Below are 17335 nucleotides of genomic sequence, written 5' to 3'. Positions count from 1 at the left end.
CGCCTGCCCTGCGCGAGGCCGCGCATGATCCGCCGCCTGCATGACACCAACGATCTGGTGCGCGCGTTCCCGCGCGTGCATTTCGTCGGCATCGGCGGCACCGGCATGAGCGGCATCGCCGAAGTGATGCTGACGCTGGGCTACGAAGTGTCCGGTTCGGACAACGCCGACAACGTCGCGACCCGCCGCTTGGCCGGCCTGGGCGCGCGCATCATGCGCGGCCACTCGGCCGCCAACGTGCTGGGCACCGACTGCGTGGTGGTCTCCAGCGCGATCCGCGAAGACAACCCGGAGCTGATGGAAGCGCGCAGCCAGCGCATTCCGATCATGCCGCGCGCGGCGATGCTGGCCGAACTGATGCGCTTCCGTCGCGGCATCGCCGTGGCCGGCACCCACGGCAAGACCACCACCACCAGCCTGACCGCTGCGGTGCTGAGCGAGGGTGGGCTGGACCCGACCTTCGTGATCGGTGGCCAGCTGCTGGCTGCCGGTGCCAACGCCAAGCTCGGTGGTGGCCAGTGGCTGGTGGCCGAGGCCGACGAGAGCGACGGCAGCTTCCTGCGCCTGAATCCGTTGATGTCGATCATCACCAACATCGATTCCGATCATCTGGAGAACTACGGCAACGATTTCGCCCGCGTGCAGGCAGCGTTCGCCGAGTTCCTGCAGCGCCTGCCGTTCTACGGCCTGGCAGTGCTGTGCATCGACGATCCGGAAGTGGCCGCACTGGCCGCCAAGACCCCGCGCCACGTGATGAGCTACGGCATGAGCCCGCAGGCCGACGTGCGCGCCGAGAACGTGGTGCAGGAAGGTTCGCGCATGCGCTTCACCCTGCGCCTGCCGCAGGGCACCAGCCAGGAAGTGGTACTGGCGCTGCCGGGCAAGCACAACGTGCTCAACGCGCTGGCCGCTGCGGCGGTGGGCTGGCAGCTGGGCGTGGCCCCGGACACGATCGCGCGTGCGCTGGCCAGCTTCGCTGGCGTCGGTCGCCGCTTCAATGACCTGGGCGAAGTGACCACCGCCAGCGGTGCCAAGGTCCGCATCATCGACGACTACGGCCACCATCCGAGCGAGCTGGAAGCGGTGTTCGCCGCCGCGCGTGGCGGCTGGGCCGACAAGCGCCTGGTGGTCGCCTTCCAGCCGCACCGCTACAGCCGTACCCGTGATCAGTTCGACAAGTTCGCCGCGGTGCTGTCCAGTGTCGATGCACTGGTGCTGAGCGAGGTCTACCCGGCCGGTGAAGAGCCGATCGCTGGCGCCGATTCGCATGCACTGGCCCGCGCCATCCGTGCACGTGGCCGCAGCGAGCCGGTGGTGGTCGGCAAGGCATCCGAGCTGGCCACCGTGCTGCCGGACGTGCTGCAGGACGGTGACCTGCTGCTGATGATGGGTGCCGGCGACATCGGCGCCGTCGCCAGCCACATTGCCGTGGAAGGCTTCAAGGCGGAGGGCGAGGCGTGAGCACGCTGACCTTCCCGCCGCTGCGCAGCACCGACCCGGCCGCGTTCGGCCGCGTCGCCGTGCTGCTCGGTGGCAGCTCCAGCGAACGCGAAGTGTCGCTGGATTCGGGCCGCAACGTACTCGAAGCGCTGCAGTCGCGCGGCGTCGACGCCGTCGCCATCGATGGCATTCCGGCGCTGGCCAAGGCGCTGGCGGCCGGCGGCATCGATCGCGTGTTCAACATCCTGCACGGCCACAATGGTGGTGGTGAGGACGGCATCGTACAGGGCCTGATGGAGGCCTTCGGCGTGCCGTACACCGGCTCCAACGTGCTGGGCTCGGCGTTGAGCATGGACAAGATCCGCACCAAGCAGGTGTGGCTGTCACTGGGCCTGCCGACCCCGCAGTACCGCGAAGTACACGGAGGTACGAGTGCCACGGGAGGCAGGATGCCGGGAGCGGCCGAAAAGAATGTCCACGCGCTTGCGGCCGAGCTCGGCCTGCCGGTGGTGGTCAAGCCGGCCAACGAAGGCTCCAGCGTGGGCATCAGCCGGGTCACCGACGACGCCGGCCTGGACGACGCCGTGGCCCTGGCCGCGCGTTACGACGGCCAGCTGCTGATGGAACAGATGGTGGTCGGTGACGAACTGACCGTGGCCATCCTCGGCGACGTTGCGCTGCCGTCGATCCGCATCGTGCCCAAGGGCCAGTGGTACGACTACAACGCCAAGTACATCGCCGAAGACACCCAGTACCTGTGCCCGGGCCTGGACGGTGATGACGAAGACGAGATCCGCCGCATCGCGCTGGCTGCCTTCCGCGCGGCCGGTTGCCGTGGCTGGGGTCGCGTCGACGTGATGCGTGACCGCACCAGCGGCCGCTTCTTCCTGCTGGAAGTGAACACCGCGCCGGGCATGACCAGCCACTCGCTGGTGCCCAAGGCGGCCGGGCAGGCCGGTATCAGCTTCGAAGAGCTGGTGTGGCGCGTGCTGGAACAGACCCTGGAGGCATCGCACGCATGAACGCGGTGCTGCGCATCTTCGTCTGGCTGTTGGCACTGTCGGTGGTTGCACTGCCGGTGGTGGCCGTGGTCAATGGCTGGGTCGGCGCCGAGCGCTGGCCGCTGGCGAAGCTGCGCGTGCACGGTGAGTTCAAGCGGGTGCCGCCGGAACAGCTGCAGCAGGTGCTGCTGCCGTATGCGCATGCCGGCTTCTTCGCGGTCAAGCTGCAGGACGCGCAGGACGCACTGGAAAAACTGCCGTGGGTGGAAAGCGCGCAGGTGCGCAAGCAGTGGCCGGACGTGCTGGAAGTGACGCTGGTCGAGCACAAGCCGTTCGCGCGCTGGGGCGAAGATCGCCTGCTGTCCGAGCAGGGCAAGCTGTTCCCCACGCCGAAGAAGCTGGCCGACCTGCAGCTGCCCGAGCTGGATGGCCCGGACAGCCAGACCGAGGAAGTGGTCAAGCTGTACAACGATTCGCGCGCGCTGTTCGCGCCGGCAGGCGTCGACGTGCGCCGGCTGACGATGGACGCGCGCGGCAGCTGGTCGCTGCTGCTGAGCAACGGCACTGAAGTGGTGGTCGGCCGCGACGATGCCCGCTCGCGCCTGCAGCGCTTCGTGCGCGTGCTGCCGCAGCTGGCCAACCAGGCCGCGCCGATCGAGCGCGCCGACCTCCGATATACCAATGGTTTCACGCTGAGCTGGGGCACTCCGGCCGCCCCCGCCAATGCACCGGGCACCCCGGCAAGAAGGACGCAGGAAAGAACATGAATCGCAAGGGTGACAAATCGCTGATCGTCGGCCTGGATATCGGCACCTCCAAGGTGGTGGCGCTGGTGGGCGAGTATTCGCCGGGCAACCCGATCGAAGTGATCGGCATCGGCTCCCATGAGTCGCGCGGCCTCAAGCGCGGCGTGGTGGTGGATATCGAATCGACCGTGCAGTCGATCCAGCGTGCGGTCGAAGAAGCCGAGCTGATGGCCGGCTGCGAGATCCGCTCGGTGTATGCCTCCATTTCCGGCAACCACGTGCAGTGCAAGAACTCGCCCGGCATCGTGCCGATCCGCGACGGCGAAGTGACCTGGGGCGACCTGGATCGCGTGCTCGATGCGGCCAAGGCAGTGGCGATTCCGGCCGACCAGAAGATCCTGCATGCGATCCCGCGCGAGTACGTGCTGGATGATTCGCAGGAAGGCATCCGCAACCCCGTCGGCATGACCGGCGTGCGCCTGGAGGTGCATGCGCACCTGGTGGTGTGCGCGCAGTCGGCTGCGGCCAACATCAGCAAGTGCGTGCAGCGCTGCGGCCTGCAGGTGGACGATCTGGTGCTGTCCTCGCTGGCGTCCAGCGTGGCGGTGCTGACCGCCGACGAGCGCGAACTGGGCGTGGTGCTGGTCGACATGGGCGCCGGCACCACCGACATCGCAGTGTTCGTGCAGGGCGCGATCTGTCATACCGCCTCGCTGCCGATCGCCGGCGACCACGTGACCAACGACATCGCGCACATGCTGCGCACGCCGACCCCGGAAGCCGAGCAGATCAAGGTGCGCTATGCATGCGCCCTGGCCCAGCTGGCTACCGCCGAGGAAAGCATCCAGGTGCCGTCGGTCGGTGATCGTCCGCCGCGCCGCATGCCGCGCCACGCGCTGGCGCAGGCAGTGCAGGGCCGCTACGAAGAGATCTTCGAAATGGTGCAGGCCGAACTGCGCCGCTCCGGGTTCGAGGAACTGGTGCGCGCCGGCATGGTGCTGACCGGTGGTGCCTCGAAGATGGAAGGCGTGGTCGAACTGGCCGAGGAAATGCTGCAGATGCCGGTACGCGTGGGCATCCCGCAGCACGTTACCGGCCTGGGCGAAGTGGTGGGCAACCCGGTGCATGCCACCGGCGTGGGCCTGCTGCTGATGGGCAGCCAGATCGAGCATCCGCGCCGGCCGTCGCTGCCGACCGGCCGCGCCGGAAGCATGTTCAAGAAACTCAAGACCTGGTTCCGCGGCGAATTCTGACGCGGCACCTGTACCACCCGGGCGCAGCCCGGCTGCAACACCGGCAACACGACGCTACACCGGCAACACACATAACCCACACAGCCGCAACGACGGCATGCAGCACGAAGGCAGGACGCCCGAACGCCCATGCAATCGAAAGCGGATACAACGAGGACACGGACATGGCGCATTTTGAACTGATCGAAAAGATGGCACCCAATGCGGTGATCAAGGTGGTTGGCGTGGGCGGCGGCGGCGGCAATGCCGTGGCGCACATGGTCAACTCGGCAGTGGATGGCGTGGAATTCATCACTGCCAACACCGACTCGCAGGCCATCAAGAATTGTGGTGCCAAGCTGCAGCTGCAGCTGGGTACCAATGTCACCAAGGGCCTGGGCGCAGGCGCGAATCCGGAAGTCGGCCGCCAGGCTGCGCTGGAAGACCGTGAGCGCATCATGGACGCGCTGCAGGGCGCGGACATGGTGTTCATCACCGCTGGCATGGGCGGTGGCACCGGTACCGGCGCTGCGCCGGTGGTGGCACAGCTGGCCAAGGAAATGGGCATCCTGACCGTGGCCGTGGTCACCAAGCCGTTCCCGTTCGAAGGCCGCCGCCGCATGCAGGTCGCGCTGAAGGGCATTGAAGAACTGAGCCAGCACTGCGACTCGCTGATCACCATCCCCAACGAGAAGCTGATCACCGTGCTGGGTCGCAACGCGACCATGATCCAGGCCTTCCGTGCCGCCAACGACGTGCTGCAGGGCGCCGTGCAGGGCATCGCCGACCTGATCGTGCGTCCGGGCCTGATCAACGTCGACTTCGCCGACGTGCGCACCGTCATGTCCGAAATGGGCCTGGCGATGATGGGTACCGGTACCGCCCGCGGCGATGACCGCGCGCAGGCCGCGGCCGAGTCGGCCATCCAGAACCCGCTGCTGGACGATGTGAACCTGGCTGGCGCCAACGGCATCCTGGTCAACATCACCGCCGGTGCCGACTTCACCATGGCCGAGTTCGACGAGATCGGCCGCACCATCGACGGCTTCGCTTCGGAAGACGCGACCGTGGTGGTGGGTACCGTGCTCGATCCGGACATGCAGGACGAAGTGCGCGTGACCGTGGTCGCCACGGGCCTGAACCGCGTCTCGGCCAGCAAGACCCAGCGTCCGGGCGAGCGTGCACCGATCAAGCTGGTCCGCAACGCCACCACCGGCCAGCCGGAGTTCGGCGAGTTCGACAACGGCGGCGATGCGGTGTCCAAGGCCGTCGGCGGCATGGGCCTGGGTCTGCGTCGTGCCAGCAGCGACAGCGTGGCAGCTTCCACCCCGTCGGCTCCGGCCTCCTCGGCCCCGGCCGCGGCGGAACTGCCGAACGATTACCTGGACATCCCGGCGTTCCTGCGCCGCCAGGCGGACTGATCGACGCTGCCCGGGGCTTGTCCCCCCCGGGTTGCGCCACCATGTCCTGAAAACGCGGGCGCCGGGCCAGGATGGGCCCGGCCGCCCTGCTTCACGCGCGTCCCACCGGCGTTTCAGCCGGGGTAGGGGACCCTGCGTGTTAATCTACTGTGTCACTTCCGGTCGTCCCCCATGATCCAGCAACGCACCCTCAAGAACACGATCCGCGCCACCGGTGTAGGCCTGCACAGCGGCGACAAGGTCTACATGACCCTGCGCCCGGCGCCGGTCAACCATGGCATCGTGTTCCGGCGCGTGGACCTGGACCCGGTAGTGGAAGTGCCTGCGAAGGCCGAACTGGTCACCGAAGTGACCCTGTGCACCGGCCTGACCTGCAACGACGCCAAGATCCAGACCGTCGAGCACCTGATGTCGGCCCTGGCCGGCCTGGGTGTGGACAACATCATCGTCGAACTGTCCTCGGCCGAGCTGCCGATCATGGACGGTTCGTCCGGCCCGTTCGTGTTCCTGCTGCAGTCGGCAGGCATCGTCGAACAGGATGCGCCCAAGCGCTTCATCCGCGTGCTGAAGACCGTGGAAGTGACCGAGGGCGACAAGATGGCCCGCTTTACCCCGTACGAGGGGTACAAGCTGGGCTTCACCATCCAGTTCGACCACCCGATGATCCCGGCCAAGCAGTCGCGCCAGGAAATCGAGTTCTCGACGATGGCCTACACCAAGGAAATCTCCCGCGCGCGCACCTTCGGCTTCATGCGCGACCTGGAATACATGCGCGAGCGCAATCTCGGCCTGGGCGGTTCGATGGACAACGCCATCGTGCTCGACGAGTTCCGCGTGCTCAACGAAGACGGCCTGCGCTACGCCGACGAATTCGTGCGCCACAAGATTCTTGACGCGATCGGCGACCTCTATCTGGCCGGCGGCCAGGTGCTGGGTGCCTACGAGGGCTTCAAGTCCGGCCACGCGCTCAACAACAAGCTGGTGCGGGCGCTGATGGCCGATGCCACCGCCTGGGAATGGGTCACTTACGACTCGCCGGCCGTGCCGGACCCGGTGGTGTACGCCACGCCGGCCTATGCCTGATTTCACAAGCTGTTGAATTTCAATGCAAAAACGCCGCCTTCCAGGGCGGCGTCTGCGTTTCCGGCGTTGTTTGACGCACTGGCGCAGTTGGTGACGCGACGGCCGGGCCGAGGTCACGGTTTTGTGAACCTGTTGGATCCGAAGCCTGAATTTAACGTTGTTTTAACAACAATCTAACGACTGGCCCACCGCGGCCAGCTAGGATGCGACCCGGCCCCCGAAATGTTTCACGCTGCGGTGACACGCGCGACGGGGAGTGGAGCAGGACGCTCCGCTGCTTTCAGGTTTCCCGCTTCGGTTTCGAAGGAAGGTCCTGCAGAGCTGCCAAGGCGTCGCGTAGCCCTTTGTGCGTGGCGGCTGAAACTGCGTGGGGTCCATTCCGGTTGTCGAGCGCTGGGGAGCGCGTGGGAGTGGGAGACGCAGTCTTGACGGTCACCTTGGTGGCCTTCAGCCCGATGGACCGGGCCGCGTCGAGCAACTGGGCTTCGGCAAGCCGCAACTTGGCATGCCAGACCGGGGACTCGACGAGAAAAACGAGGTGTTCCCCGTCCACATTGGCCAGCCGGCAACGGCTGCGCAGAGGTGGCGGCAACTGGGGGCGCAACTGACGGTCCAGCGCGTCGAGCCATAGGGCACGCCGCAGCGGGTTCCCGCTTTTGTCCGCCATCACTGCATCCAGGGCCGGTTTCGGTCGGGATGCGGGACGAACGCTGGATTTCGGCTCAGACATGAAAACTCACTGATGGCATTCAAAAAGATCGTAATCAAAACGCGTGAAGGACAGGCCAAATCGGCGCTCACGCGTTTGCGGTTCTACTTCGAGGACCGCCCCCGAGCCCTGCTGGGCAGCGTGCTCGGCGCAGGTTGCATTATCGGCCTTGCCGGTGGAATTGGCGTCAGCGCGCTCAATGACTCGCGCCTGCAGGCCAAGGTCGACCGCCAGGAGGCCGAACTGGCCAAGGTCCAGCGTGATGCGCAGACCCAGGTCAACGCGCTGGCTGCCCGCCTCGGCGAGCTGCAGGCGCAGGCCACCCGCCTGAACGCCCTGGGCGAGCGACTGACCCAGATGGGCAAGCTGGAAGACGGCGAATTCGATTTCAACGAGACCCCCGGCCTCGGTGACGGCGATGCCGGCGGCCCGACCGCCGACATCCCGGTGAAGGACGTCAACGCCGACTTACAGGTGCTGGAGCAGCGCTTCGCTGCTTCAGGCCGCCAGTTGTCGGTGATGGAATCGCTGATGTTCGACCACCAGCTGCAGCAGAACGCCGTGCCTTCGCGCATGCCGATCCGCAACAGCTACGTCACGTCCGGCTTCGGTACCCGTGCCGACCCGTTCGGTCGCGGTGCCGCCACCCACAAGGGCATGGACTTCCACGCCCGCGTCGGTGACCCGGTGATGTCGGTGGCCGACGGCGTGGTCAGCTTCTCCGGGGTCAAGGGCGGCTACGGCAACGTGGTCGATGTGGACCACGGCAACGGCTACGTCACCCGCTACGCGCACAATTCGCGCCTGGTGGTGAAGGTCGGCGACCTCGTCCGTGCCGGCCAGGAAGTGGCCAAGGCCGGTTCCACCGGTCGTTCGACCGGCGCCCACGTGCACTTCGAGGTGTGGGAGAACGGCAACGTGGTCAACCCGCGCAAGTTCCTCGGCGATGGCGGCAATACCCCGGTCGGGCGCATCACCCGCGGTTGAATCGGGCCCCCGTACTCCGGGGGCGGTAGTGCCGGCCGCTGGCCGGCAACCTCATGATCTTCGGCAACATCGCGGATTGCCGGCCAGCGGCCGGCACTACCGGAATGTTCGGATGCCAATGCCGCCACAGGGTTGAAACCCCAGCGGCCCATCCCAAGCTACAATGGGTGTTGCCATCGACAGGGCGCCAGGCGCCCTGATTCGTTTGCGGCGGACGGATCCTTCCCGGAGCCGTGCGGCATTTCCATCCAACCCGGTTCCCTCAATGATCAACAGCCTGCTTACCCGCGTATTTGGCAGTCGTAATGAACGACAGCTGCGCCAGCTCAACCGCATCGTCGCCAAGATCAATGCGCTGGAGCCGGAGATCGAGAAGCTTTCCGACGAGCAGCTGCAGGCCAAGACGCCGGAATTCAAGCAGCGCATCGCCGGTGGTGAAGCCCTGGACAAGGTGTTGCCCGAAGCGTTCGCGGTCTGCCGCGAGGCCGGTCGCCGCGTGCTGGGCATGCGCCACTACGACGTGCAGCTGATCGGCGGCATGGTGCTTCACCTGGGCAAGATCGCAGAAATGCGCACCGGTGAAGGCAAGACCCTGGTGGCGACCCTGCCGGTGTACCTCAACGCGCTGGAAGGCAAGGGCGTGCACGTGGTCACCGTGAACGACTACCTGGCCCGCCGCGATGCCGCGCAGATGGGCAAGCTGTACAACTGGCTGGGCCTGAGCGTGGGCGTGGTCTACCCGGGCATGCCGCACAGCGACAAGCGCGAAGCCTATGGTTCGGACATCACCTACGGCACCAACAACGAATTCGGTTTCGACTACCTGCGCGACAACATGGCGCTGTCCAAGGCTGACCGCTACCAGCGCGGCCTGCACTACGCCATCGTCGACGAAGTCGACTCCATCCTGATCGACGAAGCGCGTACCCCGCTGATCATCTCCGGCCCGGCCGACGATTCCCCGGAGCTGTACATCCGCGTCAACCGCATCGTGCCGAACCTGGTCAAGCAGGAAGCGGAAGACGGCGAAGGCGACTTCTGGGTCGATGAGAAGGGCAAGCAGGTGCACCTGTCCGAGGCGGGCATGGAGCACGCCGAACAGCTGCTGGTGGAAGCGGGCATCCTCGATGCCGAGACCGAAGGCCTGTACGCGGCGCAGAACCTGACCGTGGTCCACCACCTCAACGCCGCCCTGCGCGCGCACGCCATCTACCAGCGCGATGTGGACTACATCGTGCGCGATGGCGAAGTGGTCATCGTCGACGAATTCACCGGCCGTACCCTGGCCGGCCGCCGCTGGTCCGATGGCCTGCACCAGGCGGTGGAAGCGAAGGAAGGCGTGCCGGTCCAGCGCGAGAACCAGACGCTGGCCAGCATCACCTTCCAGAACCTGTTCCGCATGTACAAGAAGCTGTCCGGCATGACCGGTACGGCCGATACCGAAGCGTTCGAATTCCAGAGCATCTATGGCCTGGAAGTGGTGGTGATCCCGACCAACCGCCCGACCATCCGCAAGGACAGCCCGGACCAGGTGTTCCTCAACCGCAAGGGCAAGTTCAATGCGGTGCTGGCCGACATCGAAGAGTGCGCCAAGCGCGGCCAGCCGGTGCTGGTGGGTACCACCTCGATCGAAACCTCGGAAATGCTGTCCGAGCACCTGCGCAAGGCGGGTGTGAAGCACGAAGTGCTCAACGCCAAGCAGCACGACCGCGAAGCGACCATCGTTGCCAACGCCGGTCGTCCGGCCGCCGTGACCATCGCCACCAACATGGCCGGTCGTGGTACCGACATCGTGCTGGGCGGTTCGCTGGAAGCGGAAATCCACGAGCTGGGTGAAGGCGCGACCGACGAGCAGAAGGCCGCGATCAAGGCCGAGTGGCAGAAGCGCCATGACGCGGTCAAGGCGGCCGGCGGCCTGCACATCGTCGGCACCGAACGCCACGAATCGCGTCGTATCGACAACCAGCTGCGTGGCCGTTCGGGCCGCCAGGGTGATCCGGGCTCGTCCCGTTTCTACCTGTCGCTGGAAGACAACCTGATGCGCATCTTCGCCTCCGACTGGGTGCAGAAGGCCATGCGCATGATGGGCATGAAGGAAGACGACGTCATCGAAGACCGCCTGGTCAGCCGCCAGATTGAAAAGGCGCAGCGCAAGGTCGAGGCCCACAACTTCGACATCCGCAAGAACCTGCTGGATTTCGACGACGTCAACAACGACCAGCGCAAGGTGATCTACGCCCAGCGCGACGAACTGCTGGACGCCGACTCGGTGAAGGACAACGTCGATGGCATCCGCGACGACGTGATCTTCGACATCGTTGCCCGCTTCGTGCCGCCGAACTCGGTGGACGAGCAGTGGGACCTGCGTGGCCTGGAAGCCACCCTGCAGTCGGACTTCGGTGTGGACATGTCGCTGACCGATCTGGTCAAGTCGCACGAGGAGCTGGATGCCGAAGGCATCACCGCCAAGGTGCAGGAGCGCATCAACCAGCACTTCGCCGAGAAGGAAGCGGGCGTGGGCGAAGAGACCATGCGCGCGCTGGAGAAGCACGTGATGCTGACCGTGCTCGACCAGAGCTGGAAGGAGCACCTGGCACGCATGGATTACCTGCGCCAGGGCATCTACCTGCGCGGTTATGCGCAGAAGCAGCCGAAGCAGGAATACAAGAAGGAAGCCTTCGAGCTGTTCTCGGACATGCTGGAGAACGTCAAGCGCGAAGTGGTGACCCTGCTGGCCCGCGTGCGCATCCGCAGCGACGAGGAAGTGCAGGCACTGGAAGCGGCCGAGCGCCAGCAGGTGGAAGCCCGCCTGAGCCAGTCGCAGTTCCAGCACCAGGACGCCGGCGGCTACGGCGCCGACGAAGAGGCGGCGCAGGTGGAGGCCACCCAGCAGGGCGTGGCGCAGCTGCAGCGTGACGAGCCCAAGATCGGTCGCAACGATCCGTGCCCGTGCGGCAGCGGCAAGAAGTACAAGCACTGCCACGGCCAGCTGAGCTGACCCCCGGAGAGCCCCGCGAAAGCGGGGCTTTCCTGTTCTGGGCCTTGAAGCGCCCGGCGATTGCGCCGGTGCCCCGCTTTTCGGCATGCTTCGGCCATGCCTTCCCCGAAACGATCGATCCACGTCGTAGCCGCCGTCATCACCGACGCCCGCGGCCGCATCCTGCTCAACCGCCGTACCGAAAGCCGCGACATGGCCGGCCTCTGGGAATTCCCGGGCGGCAAGCGCGAGCCCGGTGAGACCTCCGAACAGGCGCTGGTGCGCGAGCTGCACGAGGAGCTGGGCATCGAGGCAGAGGTGGGCGAGTGGATCATGGACGTGCCGCAGCGCTACCCGGACAAGGACCTGACCCTGGAAGTGCGCCACGTGCGCAGCTGGAAGGGCGCCCCGCGTGGACGCGAGGGCCAGGCCATCACCTGGGTGACGCCGGACAAGCTGGCCCGTTATTCAATGCCGCCGGCCGACCTGCCGGTGGTGGCCGCACTGCGCCAGCCGGACTGCTACCTGATCACCCCTGCGCCGGACATCGATGAGGGCGGCCTGCAGCGTTGGCACGGCCAGCTGCAGCAGGCCGTGGCTTCGGGGCAGCAACGCATCCAGCTGCGCCTGCCCGCCGAGCATCCGCAGCGTCAGGGCGTGATCGAGCAGGCCGTGCGCGCGCATCGGCGCGGTGTGCAGTGGCTGCTCAACCGCGATATCGAACTGGCGCGCACCCTCGGCGTTGGCGTGCACCTGGGCAGCGAGCAGCTGCAGTCGCTGCAGGAACGGCCGCTGCCGCCCGGGCAGCTGGTGGCCGCCTCCTGCCACGGGCTTGAGCAGCTGCTGGCCGCACAGCGGCTGGGCTGCGACTTCGCCGTGCTGGGGCCGGTGCAGGCCACTGCGAGCCATCCCGATGCAATGCCGTTGGGGTGGGAGGCCTTCGCCGCGCTGCGCGCCCAGGTCTCGCTGCCGATCTATGCGCTCGGCGGCATGACACCGCAGCATGTGGCCGAGGCACGCCGGCATGGCGGGCAGGGTATCGCCGCCATCCGCGGACTATGGCCGGTGTAGCGCGATACACAGGGGCGCAAGCAAGTAGATCCACGCCATGCGTGGATGAGCAGACCCACGCCACGCAGCGACCAGTAGATCCACGCCATGCGTGGATGGCGGTTCAGCAGCACCCGCTCACAACGTAATCCAGAAACACCCATACTGCCGCCGCAGCCCAAGCACGGTCGCCGCGCGCGTGGCGCTGCCCGGCAGGGTCTGCTCCAACCGCAACCCGATCGGATGGCGCCGTGCAGCCGGCATCGGCACCGTTTCCGGATCCTGTGAGGCGATGCCCTGGCCCTCATCCAGATCCTGGCGCGGATACACCGGCACCACGTCCACCAGCGGCCGCCGCACCACCGATTCCAGCTGGCCAAGAATCCGCTGTGCGCCGGCATCGGACACCGCGCCCCACAGGTACAGCGAAGAAAGCCGGTTCACATCACCGATGCCGACCGCCGTGTGCAAAGCCTGCACCAGTTCGCTCAGCCGGCGCGGGCAGCTGCTGCCGAGGCTGTCGCGCTGCAGGGTATTGCCGGAAGGCGCCGGCGGTGGCCGCCGGGACTGCGCGCCCAGGCTGTCGCAGGGGCGGTCGCTATAGACACTTTGCCCCTGCGGATCGGTGCAGCGGTTCAAGCGCGTGGTCTGCGCCTGCACACCGGCGCAGACACCGGGCAGCAGCAGGACCAGCAACAGGGACAGGACGAGCTTCATCGACGCAGCGTAGCGCCGATTGCGATAACGCAGCGTACTTTTCAGCCTTGCAGCAGCTTCAGTACCGAGACCGTCGGCTTGGCCAGGTTCAAGGTGTAGAAGTGCAGGCCCGGTGCGCCGCCTTCGACCAGGCGCTGGCACAGCTTGGCCACCACTTCGGCGCCGAAGGCGCGCACCGATTCGGCGTCGTCACCGTAGGCCTGCATCTTGCGGCTGATCCAGCGCGGGATTTCCGCGCCGCACTGTTCGGAGAAACGGCGCAGCTGGCTGAAGTTGGAGATCGGCATGATGCCCGGGGTGATCGGCACCTGCACGCCGAGCCGCTGCACTTCGTCGACGAAGTGGAAGTAGGCATCCGGGTTGAAGAAGTACTGGGTGATGGCGGCATTGGCACCGGCGTCGATCTTGGCCTTGAAGTGCTTCAGGTCGAGCAGGGCGTCCTGCGCTTGCGGATGCGTTTCCGGATACGCGCCCACTTCGATGCGGAAGGCGTCACCGTGCTCGGCACGGATGAAGGCGATCAGTTCGGAGGCATAGCGCATGTCACCGGGAAAACCCATGCCCGACGGCAGGTCGCCACGCAGGGCGACGATGCGCTGGCAGCCGATGGCGCGGTACAGCGTCAGCAGCTCGCGGATCTCCTGGCGGGTACCGCCCACGCAGGACAGGTGCGGTGCCGCGTCGAAGCCGTGGTGCTGGTTGAGATGGCGCACGGTCTCGGAGGTGTAGCTGAGGGTCGAGCCACCGGCGCCGAAGGTACAGGACACGTACTCGGGGGCATACGTCTTCAGCTTGGCCGCGGCACGGTCCAGCTGGGTGCGCTGTTCGTCGGTCTTGGGCGGATAGAACTCGAAGCTGATGGTGGTCATGGCACGGGCGGCGGCGTCGGGTGCGGAGAAGTATATCTCTCCATCGAGATGGATGTAAAACAAGGCAGCCGCTACAGTTCCGCGCTGACCGGGCTGGTCACGAATCCCCACAGCAGCCGCGCCATCACCGCAGGTGAGCGTGCCTGCGCGCGGGAGTAGGCCAGCAGTGCATCCAGCCTTGGACGGTCGTAGAGGTGGCCGGCCAGCAGCACCGCATGCACGCGCCGGCTGTTGCCGATGTCCAGCAGAGGATTGCCGTCCAGCAGCACCAGGTCGGCCGCTTTGCCGACCTCGACACTGCCATGCCGGGCCTGCAGGCGAAGGTGCTGTGCGGCGTGCAACGTGGCTGCGCGCAGCACGTCGGCTTGGCTGAGTCCGGCCTGGTGCAGCAGTTGCAGTTCATCGTGATAGCGGAAGCCGCCAAGCCCGGTGTCGGTGCCCACCAGCACCGGAACACCGGCGCGGTGCGCAGCGCCGGTCAGTGCCAGGCCATGATTGAAATAGGCGTGCAGCGCGCGCTCGCCACGTTGGCCTGGATGGCGGGTGACCGTGGCCTGCAGGTCGTCGCGCCAGGCCCAGCGCGAAAGCGGATCGAGGTACGCCAGTCGCGGATCATCGATGAAGCCCGGATCGCGCGCGCGGGCATCCTCCTCGCGGGTGACATGAGTGGGCACGAAGGCGCTGCCGCTGGCCTGCATCAGCGCGAAGGCGGCCTTGCACCTTGCAGGCGCATAGCTGTCCACCAAGTGCTCGGCCAAGGCTGTCGGGTCTTCACCTTCCAGCGTCCCGCTGCGCCATGCAGCTGCGGAGCCGGAGCAGTGGCGAACGAACAGATGCGCGTGTTCAAAGCTGTGCTGTCCGGCCTGCAGTGCCTCTTCCAGCGCCACCGCCCTGGGCAGGTGGCCCACCAGCGGACGATGCAGTTGCCGCGCCTCGGCAGCCAGCCGTTGGTAGGTATCCGGGCGCAGCCGGTTGTAGACCTTCAGTGCATCCACGCCGCGCTCGGCGTACTCACGCGCGCGACGGACGGCGTCCTGTGGTGCCAGCGCAGGGTCTTCGAAGTAGAAGCTTGCCACCTGCACGAATCGCGGCGCGGTCAACGTGCCAGCGATGGCCTGTGCGCTCCAGCGACGCTTCTCAGCGACGCAGGCGATCAGCGGATCGGTCGGCTGCGGGCAGTCCATCATGTCGCGGGTGCCGGTGATGCCGTTGGCCAGCATCAACGGGAACTGCAGTTGCGGAGACAGCTGCAGTGCGTGGGTATGCATGTCCCAGAAGCCAGGCAGCAGCCAGCGGCCACCGGCGTCGAATACGTGCAAGGTGGCGTCGTGGGGGCCATTGCCGATGGCGATGATGGTGCCGTTGCGCACCGTTACAGTGGTGGGCGCGCTGGCAACGCCGTTCTGCACGTCCACCACCCGCGCATTGATGATCACCCGGCTGTTGCCGACATCGGGCGGCGGCGGCGCTGGCAACGGCCAGATCAGGGCGGCAGCGAACAGCAGGGGCGGAGCGAGAAGCACAGCCGCTACTGCCTTAAGCAGAGGCCGTTGGTGTGATCGAGGGGAAGGGGACAACGCGCGTGCTGCATCCATGAGCCTGCAATCCCTACGGTGGGTCGAAGGCAGGGTGGGGCAAGTCCGGTTCGGATGCCAGTGACTCTCGGCCTGCTCCCCTTGCACCGCCGGTGGCGGTTACCCTGTGCAGCGGATTCTTCGATCACGTCGCGCCATGTCCATCGTCCTCACCGATTTCGCCCGCCCCCGCCTGTTCCCGCGCGTACCGCGCGGCAACACCATCCAGGACTGCAGCGCCGAGCAGTTCCAGGCGCATCTCAACGCGCACCCGCCGCTGAAGGTGCTCGATGGCTATGCACCGTTCTGCAAGCTGTTCGTCTATGAGAACTGGACCAGCACGCGCTGCCTGACCGTGCCGGTCACCGATGCCAACCGGCACCTGCTGCGCAGCGGCTACGAGGCGCGCAACCGTGAGGAACTGCCGGTGCTGGTGCGCTGGTTCGAGGGCGTGGAATCGCCACGGGCCAATTACTTGGTGGTGATCCTGTACAGCGCCGAGCAGCTGGCCAAGGAAGGTTCACCCATCGATGCGGACTGGGGCATCGTCGGCTGCATCTATACCGCCGAGCCGGAAGAAGTGCCGATGGCGCCGATCACCATGATGCGCAATGCGCTGGGCGTGGAGGAGGGTGGTTCGGGCGTGCCGCTGGACCGCGAAGCCTATCAGCGCGCGGTGGCGTTCTGGGAGAACAACGCCAACTGGCGGCCGTGAGAACACAGCATCGCGATGCGCGTCAGCGCACTGCGATGTGAAATCCGCTGCGGCCACCGCGGGATACGATGCTGTTTCCATCACAGCAGGAAGCAACGATGACGATCAGAACGTGGATGCCGTTGGCGGTGGCGCTGGGCGCCTTGCTGGGTTCAGCCGAGAGTTCAGCCCAGCGTTACGATGCCAACGCCGCATGCGGTGGATTGAGCAACGCGGCATCGATCCAGGATGTGGGCGTCAGCAGCATGGAGGCGCGTGCCCAGCAAGGGCGCTGCACGCTGCACGTCGTGGCTGCGGATGCGGAAGCGCTGGTGCGCCAGCAACGCATGCTGGAAGCGGTGTCGATGGCGGTATGCAAGGCCGCTGCGGAACCTCAGCCGTCCGCGCAGCCGCTGTCACTGGTGCTGCGATTCCCTGCGCGCTGCCCGCTGTCGTCCAAGGCGACACTGTTCCCTGCGGCCAGCGGCAACTGGAGGCGTGAATTCCCCGAGTACCCCTCTGCGGCTGTACGTGACGGGTTGCAGGGCAAAGTGCAGCTGAAGGCGCTGGTGAACGAGGACGGCAGGATTGTCGCGGCCGTGGTACGCGTGTCCAGTGGTCACGCGGTGCTGGACGCGGCAGCGGCCAAGGGGCTCCGCTCGTGGGCCATGCAACGCGACGCGCAACAGCCCGCGTTGCCCGCCATGAGTGTGATGGACGTGCCGGTGACCTTTGCTCTCAACGAATGAAGGACGTGCTCTCCTGGCTTTCGTAGCGGGAGCCGGCACAACCAGGCTTGGCGTGGATCCGCCTTCGCAGTAGAGCCACGCCACGC

At 66.5% G+C, this 17335-nt stretch carries 14 protein-coding genes and 1 pseudogene; 11 read left to right on the top strand and 4 right to left on the bottom strand.

All coding sequences use genetic code 11. The features are described from left to right. The first annotated feature begins 24 nt into the window (after window positions 1-24). From murC to lpxC, 6 genes and pseudogenes are all read left to right on the top strand, one after another. Window positions 25-1461 carry a UDP-N-acetylmuramate--L-alanine ligase gene (murC, locus tag AC1DCU_RS19170; protein WP_025876586.1) on the top strand — a complete coding sequence of 479 codons (1437 nt, stop codon included), beginning with the start codon at window positions 25-27 and terminating at the stop codon, window positions 1459-1461. Continuing rightward, a complete protein-coding gene (locus AC1DCU_RS19165; protein WP_442252228.1) occupies window positions 1458-2462 on the top strand; it encodes a D-alanine--D-alanine ligase in 1005 nt (334 codons plus the stop codon). Before murC ends, AC1DCU_RS19165 begins: the two co-directional genes overlap by 4 nt. After that, window positions 2459-3136 (top strand): annotated as a pseudogene (locus AC1DCU_RS19160) (cell division protein FtsQ/DivIB); the annotation flags it as partial. The gene AC1DCU_RS19165 and the pseudogene AC1DCU_RS19160, both read left to right, overlap by 4 nt. A 68-nt stretch (window positions 3137-3204) precedes the next feature. Further along, window positions 3205-4440 (top strand): cell division protein FtsA, encoded by a 1236-nt coding sequence (gene ftsA, locus AC1DCU_RS19155; protein ID WP_025876580.1) that lies wholly within the window; start codon window positions 3205-3207, stop codon window positions 4438-4440. A 164-nt stretch (window positions 4441-4604) separates the two neighbouring features. After that, window positions 4605-5840, top strand: coding sequence for a cell division protein FtsZ (ftsZ, locus tag AC1DCU_RS19150; RefSeq protein ID WP_025876577.1), 1236 nt, complete (start codon window positions 4605-4607; stop codon window positions 5838-5840). A 171-nt stretch (window positions 5841-6011) separates the two neighbouring features. Further along, on the top strand, window positions 6012-6923 hold the full coding sequence (gene lpxC, locus AC1DCU_RS19145; RefSeq protein ID WP_025876575.1) for a UDP-3-O-acyl-N-acetylglucosamine deacetylase: 912 nt from the start codon (window positions 6012-6014) through the stop codon (window positions 6921-6923). A 280-nt stretch (window positions 6924-7203) separates the two neighbouring features. Here the strand turns inward: lpxC and AC1DCU_RS19140 are convergent, their stop codons facing one another. Further along, window positions 7204-7653, bottom strand: a complete 450-nt coding sequence (locus AC1DCU_RS19140) for a DciA family protein (protein WP_025876573.1) — start codon at window positions 7651-7653, stop codon at window positions 7204-7206. Between the two features lie 12 nt (window positions 7654-7665). Between AC1DCU_RS19140 and AC1DCU_RS19135 the strand changes: the two genes are divergently transcribed. The 3 genes from AC1DCU_RS19135 (at window position 7666) to AC1DCU_RS19125 (ending at window position 12667) form a co-directional block, all read left to right on the top strand. Next, entirely contained in the window at window positions 7666-8619 is a 954-nt protein-coding gene (locus AC1DCU_RS19135; protein WP_025876571.1) for a M23 family metallopeptidase, read from the top strand. A gap of 265 nt (window positions 8620-8884) precedes the next feature. Then, window positions 8885-11617: a preprotein translocase subunit SecA gene (gene secA / locus AC1DCU_RS19130; protein ID WP_313116358.1), complete on the top strand. Its 2733-nt coding sequence runs from the start codon at window positions 8885-8887 to the stop codon at window positions 11615-11617. A gap of 96 nt (window positions 11618-11713) precedes the next feature. Further along, complete coding sequence (locus tag AC1DCU_RS19125) at window positions 11714-12667, top strand: Nudix family hydrolase (RefSeq protein WP_032974911.1); 954 nt, start codon at window positions 11714-11716, stop codon at window positions 12665-12667. 117 nt (window positions 12668-12784) lie between these two features. Here AC1DCU_RS19125 and AC1DCU_RS19120 read toward each other — a convergent pair whose 3' ends face one another. The 3 genes from AC1DCU_RS19120 to AC1DCU_RS19110 all read right to left on the bottom strand — a co-directional run bounded on the left by AC1DCU_RS19120 (window position 12785) and on the right by AC1DCU_RS19110 (window position 15827). Beyond that, window positions 12785-13363: a DUF4124 domain-containing protein gene (locus tag AC1DCU_RS19120; protein ID WP_442252260.1), complete on the bottom strand. Its 579-nt coding sequence runs from the start codon at window positions 13361-13363 to the stop codon at window positions 12785-12787. A gap of 41 nt (window positions 13364-13404) precedes the next feature. Further along, the gene (gene metF, locus AC1DCU_RS19115) at window positions 13405-14232 is read right to left on the bottom strand and encodes a methylenetetrahydrofolate reductase [NAD(P)H] (RefSeq protein ID WP_442252261.1); all 828 of its coding nucleotides are present in this window, start codon (window positions 14230-14232) and stop codon (window positions 13405-13407) included. A gap of 71 nt (window positions 14233-14303) precedes the next feature. Continuing rightward, on the bottom strand, window positions 14304-15827 hold the full coding sequence (locus AC1DCU_RS19110) for an amidohydrolase family protein (RefSeq protein ID WP_478013617.1): 1524 nt from the start codon (window positions 15825-15827) through the stop codon (window positions 14304-14306). A 136-nt stretch (window positions 15828-15963) separates the two neighbouring features. Here AC1DCU_RS19110 and AC1DCU_RS19105 point away from each other — a divergent pair, with 136 nt between their 5' ends. Both AC1DCU_RS19105 and AC1DCU_RS19100 read left to right on the top strand, forming a co-directional pair. Further along, the gene (locus tag AC1DCU_RS19105) at window positions 15964-16521 is read left to right on the top strand and encodes a DUF3228 family protein (protein WP_025876554.1); all 558 of its coding nucleotides are present in this window, start codon (window positions 15964-15966) and stop codon (window positions 16519-16521) included. Window positions 16522-16619: 98 nt separating this feature from the next. Next, complete coding sequence (locus AC1DCU_RS19100; protein WP_312962710.1) at window positions 16620-17249, top strand: energy transducer TonB; 630 nt, start codon at window positions 16620-16622, stop codon at window positions 17247-17249. The last annotated feature ends 86 nt before the right edge of the window (window positions 17250-17335 follow it).

It is taken from the genome of Stenotrophomonas sp. 10L48, assembly GCF_056395105.1.
Note: the sequence above shows the minus strand (reverse complement) of the source record. Positions and strands in the feature narration are given on the sequence as shown.